Source organism: Microcystis sp. LSC13-02 (assembly GCA_002282935.1).
GTDB lineage: Bacteria > Cyanobacteriota > Cyanobacteriia > Cyanobacteriales > Microcystaceae > Microcystis.
Window position 1 is genome coordinate 1 of the sequence record MTBT01000160.1, and the last position, 11,644, is coordinate 11,644.

Consider the following 11,644-nt stretch of genomic DNA (forward strand, 5'->3'; position numbering starts at 1 on the left):
CAGGGAGGCGCTTTCGCGCTGTTGTAAGGTGGTGGTCATTGGTTTATGATTCCTATTAAGTTGTCGAGGTACGATTGATTGATGATGTCTCTATCTTAGAGATTTTGTAACGGTTTGTAAAGGGGGTTGACAAAAGTATTTCTTGTTGAAGATATAAGTTCAGCTTATGCTAAGTTTATAGGGTTTCTTGACCAAGTTTTCCTTTTGGGGAGTCCGTCGTCAGAAGCGGATGCCAAATCAGGTCATACTTCATGTTTATGAAAAAAACCCAGATCTCGAACTCAGGTTAGACTAAAAAGAGAAATTTAATCATAATGGCGGTTGTCATGACTATGGTAGAAAAAGTTCGTAAAACCGAGGCGGAATGGCAGGCCCAGCTAACTCCCGAACAGTTCCAAGTTACTCGCAAAAAGGGAACAGAACGGGCTTTTACGGGTAAATATCACGATAATAAAGAAAAAGGTATTTACAAATGTGTCTGCTGTGGTACGGAGTTATTTACTTCTGACAACAAGTATGATTCGGGTACTGGTTGGCCGAGTTTCTGGACCGCTACTAACGAGGCTAATATTAAGTACGAACGAGATATTAGTTTTTTCATGGTGCGGACAGAGATTGTTTGTGCCGCCTGTGATGCTCATCTCGGTCACGTTTTTAATGATGGTCCACCCCCGACGGGAAAACGCTATTGTCTCAACTCTGCCGCTTTGCAGTTTGAAAAAAATCCCTAAGGCAAAAAGAGGTCTGGAAAGACCTCTTTTTTTAAGTTCCAGTGGCAGCCAATTACAGTAAACCTGTATTAGTCCCCGGTTTACCAGTAGCTAACTGCACTTTGACAATTTTGCCGCCCATTTTCATGATGCGTTGTTGCTCACGAAACCAATTATCGTAGGGAACGAGTTTGGTGAAATAGGTATTTTGTAATTCCCGTTGTGTCCGAATGCGGCTTTGGCTAGGAACACAAGCGGTGATTTTGAACATCCGCATGGATTGACTTCTCCTAATCGCTGAAAAACTTGTCGCTTAAACTAACGAAGGCCTTTTCCTAAAATAACAAAGGTCGGGAGTCAAGGATCAATACTAGCTCGTCAAAACCTATCTTGGACAGATTCAGCCTTTAAAGACCTAGCACTCATCCTCGGCTTCCCGAACCCTATTTTGTCCGAGTTCGTTACTTCTAGCTTAAGCCAGAGCTAATGTAGTCGAAGTAAATCCCCATTTCTTTACCCGCATCAGCACCAACTAAACTAGCGGTGACTTCTTTCATCGCTTGGATAGCTTGAACGGTGGAGGAGATGGGTACACCTAAAGAGTTGTAGGTTTCTTTCAGTCCGTTGAGAACGCGCTCGTCGAGGATGGAAGGATCTCCAGCTAACATAGCGTAGGTAGCATAACGGAGATAGTAGTCGAGGTCACGGATACAAGCGGCGTAACGACGGGTGGTGTACATATTACCACCGGGACGGGTTACGTCAGAGTATAACAGGGACTTAGCCACAGCTTCTTTAACGATACCAGCAGCGTTAGCGCTAATGACACTAGCGGCGCGCACGCGCAGTTCACCGGTGGCGAAGTAGCCTTTCAGTTTGCCGAGAGCAGCAGCGTCAAGGTATTTGCCTTGAACGTCAGCAGAGTTGATAACAGAAGTAATTGCGTCTTGCATGGTGGTTCTTCCTTGGGTTTTGCTTAATCTTAAGAGGTTTACGAGGGGTGTGTCTAGAACAATTCACAAAGGAATTATTCTACGACATAGAGCCGATCACGTAATCGAAGTAGGAAGAAGCTTCAGAAGCATCGTCAGAAGACATAAGACCAGTAGCAACTTCTTTCATTGCGCGAACGCTTTGTGCTACGGCACCGATGTCGGTTCCTAAAGATTTGTACATTTCACGCACACCGACCAAACCGATTTCTTCAATCGGGGTGACATCACCAGCAACTACTCCGTAGGTGATTAAACGTAGGTAGTAGTCCATGTCACGCAGACAGGTAGCGGTCATTTCTTCGCCGTAAGCGTTGCCACCGGGGGAAACGATGTCAGGACGTTTTTGGAATAAGCGATCGCCAGCTTGTTTGACGATGGTTTCGCGAGCGCCGGTCAGGGTTTCGGCGATGCGTAAACGAGCGGCACCACTGCCAACGAAGGCTTTAATTCTGTCTAGTTCGCCGGGGCTGAGGTAACGAGCTTCAGCATCAGCATTCACGATCGATTTCGTGACGATACTCATTGATGGATTCCTCCCAACTAAGTGAGATTAATAAACTTAATCTGACATTTTATAGCAGTTGTGGTCACTACGCTCAAGTTATCTCGTTTCCGCCTCAGCGTCTCAAGACTTCCCTAGCTAGAGCGACCTAACGCAACTATTTTGCGGCATCTGGTTCACCTTCTCACTATTTTCGTAATACTTTTTAACATTTGCCCGAAGAAGGAAGCACCGGTGTGGGGAGCGATTTTTCAGTGAGCAGTAAACAGTAATCAGTAATCAGTGAACCTCGATCTAATATTATCTCAAGACTAAAAGTCTTTCTAGTTAAGGAATCTACCCAAATAAAAATGATTTTAATTGCCTAATATTTTTTCAGTGAAATTGAATTAGCAACGATAGATAGGGTTTGCGGCAAAAAGTTATTGAAAAGTACAGGTCTCTTAATCAATGATTTCACTTAGCTAAAGACATAAGCTTTAGTTGTTGATTAATCTCTAAGCTATAACTTATTGTAATCATTGACCAAGAAAAAGTGCGGTTTTTCCATTTCTGGCTCGAAAGTGAACTAACATTGAGGCTTCAAAGGGAGCTTCATTGCTGTAACCTGATAGCCCTAAAAAGTATTGCAGATAAGGGTTTTCCTTAATTTGTTCGACGGTTTCTCTATCACTTGTTCCCAACTTCTCTTTAATGATGAAGTTTTGGGCATATTCTTCTTCAAATTCTGACCAACGAATTAGATTGGCCATGATAACCCAACGATTGTCTGGGGATAATTTCCCCTCGGAGGGAAACTCGAAGTTGTCCGGTGGCGTTGGCAGTTGCTCAATCTTACGATACATTGGTACTAGGTAGAGAAGATGCAAGGGTTTTAAGCGATTAAGCGCAGATTTCCTTGCACCTGAGCGACTCTCAATCAAGCTAAAAGCCCTTTCCTGTAAGGTTTTTAGCTTTATTCAGCAGACCCTAGATAGCACTTCATTAAGAAGTGGTGAGTACGGCCAAAGTCAACGCTAAGGGATTTCTATTCCTTGCCGCTCTTGCTATTTTTCTTAACAAAACTTAACAATTGACGGCGAAATTTTCCTTGCTTTTGTCGTGAGATATCCCATTATAAAATAATCATAACCCAAGCCGCCGCCAAAGTCAAGGGATCACTCCTAATTAGGGTCTGCTGAAAAAGTTTTTCGTGGGGACAGGGTGTGGGGAATTATCAATTGGGGAGTGGGAAGACAGTAAACTGATAACTGATAACTGATTAACCTAAATCTCGGTCTTTAGTGACGGTAATTTCCTTAGATAAATGTCGATACCAAGTAAAATAGAGACCGATGGAAAGCAAAAGAAAAACCAAAGCCAAAATCTTCAAACTTTGCCACTGCTTGATAATTAAAACAATCCCCATCATAAACAGGACTAATTGCCAAGGAACAGTGAGAAAAGCGGCGATGATGTCCCGTTGATTTTCCGCTTTAATTTTTGCCTGTAGGTTAGGTTTAACACTTTGACGGACTTCTCCCCAAAAGCCAAAAGGTCGGGTAATATTATAGAAATTTTCCATAACTAAACTATCGGTGGGAGGAGTTAACAAAGTAGCGATAATACAGCCAGCTAAAGCGAACAAACTCGGCACAAGAAAGAGAATAAGTTCCTGATATTGACTGTGACGAAAGAAAGGTAAAATTATCGCTTGTGAGGCAATAGCCGCAATCATTCCCGCTAAAGTTCCCACGGCAAAACCACAACCATTAAAGCGCCACCAATACCAACGCAATAGGAGAGGAACTGCTAATCCCACCCCTAATCCCGTGGTTAACCAACCCCAAATATCATTGACATTTTGGATATTAAAACTCAAAACTAAGCCAATTACGACCACAAAAACCGAGGCCAAACGACCTTGAAAAACTAACTCCTGTTCTCCCGCATTAGGTTTCAAAAAAGCTTGATAGATATCTTTGACCCAATAGGCAGCACTAGCGTTAATAACCGCGTTAAAAGTGGACATAGCTGCCGCCAAAAAAGAAGCAATTAATAACCCTTTCATCCCCACAGGAATATATTGAGTAATCACCGTGGCGAGAATTCTTTCTGGATCTGTAATCGTGCCTTCGGTTAAACCGTAGTGAATACCTAAAACCGCAAAAGCTGTGACTAAAGGCCAACGGAAAGAAAGCAGAATAATCCAGAATAAAGATAATAAACCGGCATCTCGATCGCTTTTGGCGGCTAGGTATCGTTGTAACATATAACCACCGCTGCCGCTGCAACCTTCGATGATGGTTTTAACTAAATAAAAGAAAATCACCCCACCAAACAAATTAAAGATGGCATAATCTCCGGGTAAATCCAAAGTCAGAGAGGGAAAAATACTAGCCCAGTCGGTTAAATTCCAAGTTTTTGGCTCCGCTGCCCCCGGAATTGCTACGGTAAAACTATCGGGAAGATTAACAGTAAAAAAAGCCACTGTCGATACATAAATTACCGCCACAAAAATCAGAAATCCTTGAAATAAATCGGTAATTACCCCACCATAAAAACCACTGGCCACCGTATAAATCAAGGTTAGAAGAATTAATATCACCGAAGCAAGACGATCATCCATGCCCAGAAACTGCCCTAAAAATTTCCCCCCCGCAACGGAGAAATAACTCATCGCACCGATAGAGAATAAGAGAGTGGCGACGGCGCTAATAATTCGGGCAAAATTCCCCTGTTTTCCAGTTCCAAAGCGAAATTGCATCCATTCCGCCATGGTCATAACTTGGGCGCGACGATTCCATTTGCCCATAAAAGCCATGAGAAAGGCCATAATTAGGACAACACCGCCGCGAATTTCGATAAATAGTCCTTTGGGGCCGACGGCGTAAATTAGGGCAGAAATGACCATAGTTCCCGCTAAATCGGTGTTAGCTGCCATTCCCGACACCCCCAACATCCACCAGGGCAAATTACGATTACCTAAAAAGTAGGATTCTAGACCTTGAGAAGCTTTTTTCTCGGCTACAATCCCGATTATTAGGGTTGCTGCCAGATAAAGCAGGATAATTACATAATCAATTAACTGCATAGTTGAGATCAATTTAACTTTCGATCGTTATAGCATCAATTGACTACGATTTCTGGCTAACGGTTTCTTTTTCTAAGACTTGCACCCGTTGCTCTAGCTTTTTTAAATCTTCCTTTAATTCAATTACTAAAGTGGCTAAACGCTGGAACAGTGGGTCACTTTCCCCGACTACTTCCCCATTTACTATACCCGTTCCCGATCGCCGTTGGGGAATCGGAGCGGCATTTTCCCCGCGGGTGGATATTCCTCGAGTCTGACTTTCAAGGCGCTCGACTCGATTGCGGAGACTAATTAACTCCGATCTTACCGCCGTATCCGATTGTGCTTTGCTGGCATTAACAAAACTCAGTATTAGCAAAAGGGAGATAATCAGCGTTAAAAAGCCATAAAAAGAGATTTTAGCTAATTTCATCGATTTTAACCCCTATCTATCTTACCCGACTTAATGTTAAGAAACGTGGCTAAATCTAAAGCTTAATTGCAATTCTGCCCCCAGGTGATTAGTTGCTCAAAAGAGGATGATAAGGTAAAAAACACGATTTTGTGGAAATTTGGCCTTATCTCTATGTATAAAAACTCGGATAAAGATTTTCTCGGAGCGGCAATCACAGCCGGTTTAGGTGCGGGAATCGTCACTTCTTTTGCCGTCAATCAAGGACAAGACATCGGTACAGCTTTAGGAATTACCGCTTTAGCGGCTCTTTGCGCTGTTATCTGCCGCCATTTTGACCTAATGTGATGCAATCTTCCTCACACATCCAATTCTGCCGAAAAATCCCGTTTTTTCTCGTATTGATAGGGACCGAGCAGAGCGCCCCAAATTCCCTTACCGGTGCCAGGATCTAGGCCTTTATCGTAGGTTTTTAGGCTATGACTCGTCACCTCGAAACCTAAAGCCACCTGATAGGTTGTACCCTCATAGGTGAATTGACAGCGCTGTTCCGGTTGCGGTTGGGCGATAAACTGGTATTGATTATCAGCGAGAGTATGGACTTTGACCGCTAAAGTGCAAGTAGGCAGGAAAGTTAGGTCTTCTAAGCTAATTTTTCGCAAAATATCGGGATTTTTGCCCGCACCTTGCACGGATTTCAGGTCATTAAACATATAATGCCTAACCTCTAACCCTGCCGATTCCGATCGCATTAATCGCCACAGTCGCGGTCGGTAAGGTTGGTCTAAATTGATTATACTCGCCTGTTCGGCAAAAAGAGCGATGCTGTCTTCCCGAAATAAAGGCAGCGGACGCAACCATAAACGCAGGTGAACGTACCACACCGGTTCTGCTTGCGCTTGCCGTTGATTTTCAAATTCACCTGCGAGATACCGACCGAAAGTGATTAATTCAGGGGTCATAGCTGAAAAAATTCTCCTTATTGCCTCAAAATTAATCCTAACACCCAGAGAACTCACTTTTTTGACAAAAATGACCTTCAGGCTATCGGAACCCGCTTAAACCCGGCTATTCCTCCTTTAGTGTACCAATATTCCCAGCGACCGCCAGCAGCACTAGACCAATCCTTGAGGTCAAATTTACCGCTGCCGGAGGGAGTTCCCGCGATGCGATAGACTTTCACCGCTTGACCGTTATTATTCCAGATTAAAGGCCGATCCGGCTCCATCTGTTCGGGTAGAGTCCCGTTAGTTTGCAGAAAATAGGCATCTTGTCCCTTATCGGTGCCGTTGCCGTAGACTTTGGCGATACCATGCTCATCGATCGCCAGAAAAGCACCTTCTTCTAAACCGATAGCGTAGGCGGGCAGTTGATTGTGATTATCGTGTACATTGCGGGCTAAAAAACCAAAAAGGCGACCATATCTTGTTTCGGGATGATCTTGATTGAGTCGATCCAAATGGGTATCTGTCACGACTTTTTTGAGAAAAGGAACCCGGATAAAATCACTCCGATAGAAGTCTTTAGTGTTGAAGTGAAAGGGATTATTTAAGATTTCCGAACTCAGTACCCCTTCGTGAGTGGGCGCATAGTAAAAATCACCCAGAATAGCCATTCCTGCGCTGGTTCCCGCCACGGGAACTTTTTTATCATTGATCAGATAATTGATCGCTGTTTCCACCTTTGTGCTTTCCCACAAATCCTCGTACTGATTTTGATCACCACCGGCAAAAAAAAGAATATCGGCATTACGAATATATTCGATAACATCAGGATGATTCGCCGCTTCACGACTATCAATTGATAGTTCCGCCGCCGAGCCGATCAGGGAGCGGTAATTATCGCAAATCCAATCAGCTTGACCGCCAAGATTGCCAAAGCGCAACACTAAGTAATTACCGCCTTTAGCTCGATTCAATAACCATTTTGTCGCCTGATCTTCTCCTAATTTACCTCCTTCCGCTCCCCCGATTAATAAAATACCCGATTGATGTTTTACCGACTGAAAATTGGCTTGTCCACAACGACAAGAATAACGAAAATCTTGGTCATTGTCATTATTGTCTAACATAGTCTTATACCCTCGCTCCTTAGCTTACTCTTTCTATCCTAGCTTTAACTAGGACAAAATCAGAGTTTTCTACTATAAAAGTTAACAACAAAGCTAATCTATAGCTGAAATCGGTAGCGGCAAAACTCCCTAGTTTACATTCTGTTAAAAATCGTTCTATAATAATCTAAGGCTAGAAACTGGCAATTATTACTGTTGAAGTTGAAAATCGGCGGGCGATATGTTAAACAGACGTTCTTTTTTGCAAGGATTAGGTACAATCGCCTTAGCGGGAGGTTTAAGTGGCTGCGCTTCTGGAAGCGGCGATCCGAGCATTTTTCTCCTATCTGGTTCGATTCCGCCGCGATTACTAACAGATTTTCGGAAAACTATTGCCGAAAAAAAAGTCAATTTTCAGTCGGAAAGGCAGCTGAAAGAGCTATTAAAATTGTTGGAAAAATGGTTAAAAAATCAGGAGCAACCAGCCTCACAATTTTCGATTCCTATTCCTTTTAGGGAACAAAACCCAGCGATGGGTAATTTAGTCACCCTAGGGGATGCTTGGCTAGGAAAAGCGATTACTAACGGATTAATTCAACCCCTAGATACTTCTCAACTTTCTAATTGGTCAAAACTGCCCCCCCGTTGGCAAGAAAACATGACTCGCAATGCCCAAGGACAACCGCAAACAGAGGGTAAAGTCTGGGGTGCGCCCTACCGTTGGGGAATGACAGTAATTGCCTATAATGAGGAAAAATTCGCTCAATTTGACTGGCGGCCACAAGATTGGTCCGATCTATGGCGACCGGAATTAACCGGTAAAATTGCCCTAATTGATAATCGTCGCGAAGTCATCGGTTTAACCCTAAAAAAATTGGGTTATTCTTATAATTCTAGTGATTTAAAGCAAGTGACGGCACTAAAAGACCAGCTATTTGCTTTACAAAAACAGGTAAGATTTTATAGTTCTCAACATTATTTACAACCCCTGATACTCGGTGATGTCTGGCTATCTGTGGGTTGGTCTAATGATATTTTACCAGTGAGCGATCGCTATAATAAAATTAAAGTTGTTGTCCCCAAATCTGGGACTTCTCTCTGGTCAGATGTGTGGGTAAAACCAGTTTTAACTACTCCTAATTCTCTTGTCAAGCAATGGATTGATTTTTGTTGGCAACCAGAATCCGCCACTAAAATTTCTTTATTTACCTCCGGATTATCACCCCTAATTCTCACTCAAAATCCCGACCAAATTCCCCCAGATATTAAAAATAATCCTTTACTTGTCAATCCAGAAGCAATCAAAAACAGCGATTTTTTAAACCCTTTATCCCCAGCAACCGAGCAAGAATACGAGCAATTGTGGCAAGCAATGCGACAGTTAGTATAGTCAGGAGATAATAGACAAAATTCTGCGAGAATATTGAGGTGAAAATTACATTTACCTAACTGATTCTAGCTGATAAGTAGGGAGGAACAATTATTTGTAGGATGGGTTAGCGCACTTCGTAACCCATGCGGGCGTTGGGTTTCATACTTCAACCCAACCTACGTTCATCTTATATTTGATAACTGATAACTGATAACTGATTAAGCGGGTTGACTTTGGGTTTCTTGGGCGAGAAAAGTAAGGATAGAAGCTTTCTCAATTAATCCCAAAACCGTGCCGTTTTCTTCTACCACTGTCACTTGAGATAAATTTTCTCCTTCCAAAATTTTCACCACATCTAGGAGGGAAGTATTAGACAAAACCAGTTTGAGACTTTCGCTAGTTTGTAATAACCGGCCGATATTTACCTCTGTCCATTGGGAAGTGGGAATCGTTTTCAGATCCTCTACATTAATCACTCCTAATAGTTTACCTTCGCTATCGGTAACTAAGAATTTAGACCATTGTTGTTTACCGATAACATAATTATTAGCAAACTCGCGCAGGGTTAAATTAATCGGCACTACAGGACTATTAGGAGAGATAACATCTTTAGCGGTGTAGCGACTTAAGAAATCTTGAACCTTAGCTGATTGAGCGGAAAAGCCGGCATTTTGTAGGAGGAAAATGCCAATTAATAGCGTCCAAAAACTGCCAAATTGACTGATTCCGAGAATTGATAGCGCACCGATGACAATCGCTAACCAACCAAAAAATTGACCGAAACGACTAGCGAATAAAACCCCTTTATTGGGATTGCCCGTTACTTGCCAAACAATGGCTTTAAGGATATTACCACCATCTAAAGGTAAACCGGGGATCAGATTAAATAGCCCTAGGGCGAGGTTGATATAGGCAAGCAGAGAAAGAATCGCCGTCATGGGCGCATTTAAACTAATATTGGAACCAATAATTAGGAAGATACCGAAGAGCAGTAAACTAACTAAAGGGCCAGCAATTGCTACTAGAAAAGCTTCCAGAGGAGTTTTCGATTCTCTGCCGAGAGTTGCCAACCCACCGAATAAAAAGAGGGTAATTGATTTGACTTCAATACCTTGGGCGATGGCAACAAAACTATGACCTAATTCGTGGGCAACCACGGAAGCAAATAGGAGAATAGCGGCAAAAAATCCTAATAGCCAAGGCATGATTCCCGTTAACTGGGGAAACTGACTTAACTCTCCTCCATAGGTTAAGGTAATTAATCCCAGAACGAAGAACCAAGAAGGATTAATATAAAAGGGAATTCCAAAGAGATTTCCGACTCTAATGTTGCCATTCATTTTGTATCTTCTCCAATTATTGGGGACTAACGCCAAGAAGATTAGGTTATCAATTACGCCATTCACTTCTGTTAACAATTGTAACAAAAATGAAAATCTCCCCGGCATTCCTTCAGGGAGTAAAAACCGTCATCCCTGTTGTTCGGTTATTTTCGTAGGAGAATTAAATCAATGATTAATTATTTACGGGGACAAGCGATCGAGGTGATCAAAACCCCTAATAACCGACTGATCTTGATTTTAGACGTAAACCAGATCGGTTACGAAATCCAAATTCCCTCGCGATTAGCCCTAGACATCGGCAACGATAACAATGATAGTTGTCAGATTTTTACTCACCTACTCCTTCGCGAAGACCAGCCTTTATTGTACGGTTTCGGCACCGCCCCAGAGCGAGATCTGTTTCGTCAACTGCTTTCCGTCAACGGAGTTGGGGCGCAATTAGCCCTAGCTTTAATCGATACCTTGGGGATTGAGGAACTTGTGGTGGCGATAGTGACAGGAAATACCAAAATTTTGAGCAAAACCCCCGGAGTCGGCTTAAAAACAGCAGAAAGAATCACTTTGGAGTTAAAAACTAAATTGGCAGCATGGCGACAGCTAAAAGAAGCGACGACGACAACCACGGCAATACTACCGGCAGCGGAAATCCTCGAAGATGTGCAGATGACCCTTTTAGCTTTAGGATACAGCCGGGAGGAGATCGATCGAGCTATCGCAGTCCTCAGTCAAGATGCTTTATTTAGTAAAAATACTCAGCCAGAAGACTGGATTAAAGGGGCTATTAATTGGCTAGGGTAAACCAGGAGACAGCCTTTTCAGTGATCAGTGATCAGTGATCAGTTATCAGATGCGAGTTTTCAGTTCACTAGACATCTCCAAAAATTATAACCCAATCACAGCTTGCTTTTGGTTTATGTACTAACCAAGTAGTTCGATGGCTGAAATGTATATCTAGGGTCTGCTGAATAAAGCTAAAAACCTTACAGGAAAGGGCTTTTAGCTTGATTGACAGTTGCTTAGGTGCCCCTGAATCTCCTAAAATTACTCAAAACCCTTGCACCCAACTAAATTAGTACTAATGTATCGCAAGATTGAGCAACTGCCAACGCCACCGGACAACTTCGAGTTTCCCTCGGAGGGGAAATTATCCCCAGACAATCGTTGGGTTATCATGGCCAATCTAATTCCTTGGTCAGAATTTGAAGAAG

12 protein-coding genes and 1 pseudogene are annotated in these 11,644 nt (G+C 42.8%); 4 read left to right on the forward strand and 9 right to left on the reverse strand.

The window, feature by feature from the left end; genetic code table 11:
* Positions 1–314 precede the first annotated feature (314 nt).
* The gene (gene msrB, locus BGL89_RS09680) at positions 315–731 is read left to right on the forward strand and encodes a peptide-methionine (R)-S-oxide reductase MsrB (protein ID WP_286825537.1); all 417 of its coding nucleotides are present in this window, start codon (positions 315–317) and stop codon (positions 729–731) included.
* A gap of 52 nt (positions 732–783) precedes the next feature.
* Here msrB and BGL89_RS09685 read toward each other — a convergent pair whose 3' ends face one another.
* From BGL89_RS09685 to BGL89_RS09710, 6 genes and pseudogenes are all read right to left on the reverse strand, one after another.
* On the reverse strand, positions 784–987 hold the full coding sequence (locus BGL89_RS09685; RefSeq protein WP_002739162.1) for a phycobilisome linker polypeptide: 204 nt from the start codon (positions 985–987) through the stop codon (positions 784–786).
* 190 nt (positions 988–1,177) lie between these two features.
* Entirely contained in the window at positions 1,178–1,663 is a 486-nt protein-coding gene (gene apcB / locus BGL89_RS09690) for an allophycocyanin subunit beta (RefSeq protein WP_149106796.1), read from the reverse strand.
* A 79-nt stretch (positions 1,664–1,742) separates the two neighbouring features.
* Complete coding sequence (apcA, locus tag BGL89_RS09695) at positions 1,743–2,228, reverse strand: allophycocyanin subunit alpha (RefSeq protein WP_286825538.1); 486 nt, start codon at positions 2,226–2,228, stop codon at positions 1,743–1,745.
* Positions 2,229–2,758: 530 nt separating this feature from the next.
* Positions 2,759–3,052, reverse strand: a pseudogene (locus BGL89_RS09700) (transposase); the annotation flags it as partial.
* Positions 3,053–3,468: 416 nt separating this feature from the next.
* Positions 3,469–5,280: a sodium:solute symporter family protein gene (locus tag BGL89_RS09705; RefSeq protein WP_286825539.1), complete on the reverse strand. Its 1,812-nt coding sequence runs from the start codon at positions 5,278–5,280 to the stop codon at positions 3,469–3,471.
* Positions 5,281–5,323: 43 nt separating this feature from the next.
* Positions 5,324–5,692 (reverse strand): hypothetical protein, encoded by a 369-nt coding sequence (locus BGL89_RS09710; RefSeq protein ID WP_286825540.1) that lies wholly within the window; start codon positions 5,690–5,692, stop codon positions 5,324–5,326.
* A gap of 153 nt (positions 5,693–5,845) precedes the next feature.
* Here BGL89_RS09710 and BGL89_RS09715 point away from each other — a divergent pair, with 153 nt between their 5' ends.
* On the forward strand, positions 5,846–6,019 hold the full coding sequence (locus tag BGL89_RS09715) for a hypothetical protein (protein ID WP_286825541.1): 174 nt from the start codon (positions 5,846–5,848) through the stop codon (positions 6,017–6,019).
* 11 nt (positions 6,020–6,030) lie between these two features.
* Here the strand turns inward: BGL89_RS09715 and BGL89_RS09720 are convergent, their stop codons facing one another.
* Complete coding sequence (locus BGL89_RS09720) at positions 6,031–6,633, reverse strand: chromophore lyase CpcT/CpeT (RefSeq protein WP_286825542.1); 603 nt, start codon at positions 6,631–6,633, stop codon at positions 6,031–6,033.
* Positions 6,634–6,710: 77 nt separating this feature from the next.
* On the reverse strand, positions 6,711–7,742 hold the full coding sequence (locus tag BGL89_RS09725) for a cyanophycinase (protein WP_286825543.1): 1,032 nt from the start codon (positions 7,740–7,742) through the stop codon (positions 6,711–6,713).
* 220 nt (positions 7,743–7,962) lie between these two features.
* Between BGL89_RS09725 and BGL89_RS09730 the strand changes: the two genes are divergently transcribed.
* Positions 7,963–9,111 carry a substrate-binding domain-containing protein gene (locus tag BGL89_RS09730; RefSeq protein WP_286825544.1) on the forward strand — a complete coding sequence of 383 codons (1,149 nt, stop codon included), beginning with the start codon at positions 7,963–7,965 and terminating at the stop codon, positions 9,109–9,111.
* A 200-nt stretch (positions 9,112–9,311) separates the two neighbouring features.
* On the opposite strand, the gene BGL89_RS09735 is transcribed toward BGL89_RS09730, so the two are convergent.
* Entirely contained in the window at positions 9,312–10,541 is a 1,230-nt protein-coding gene (locus tag BGL89_RS09735) for a site-2 protease family protein (protein WP_286825545.1), read from the reverse strand.
* 63 nt (positions 10,542–10,604) lie between these two features.
* Between BGL89_RS09735 and ruvA the strand changes: the two genes are divergently transcribed.
* Positions 10,605–11,234: a Holliday junction branch migration protein RuvA gene (gene ruvA, locus BGL89_RS09740; RefSeq protein WP_286825546.1), complete on the forward strand. Its 630-nt coding sequence runs from the start codon at positions 10,605–10,607 to the stop codon at positions 11,232–11,234.
* Positions 11,235–11,644 lie beyond the last annotated feature (410 nt).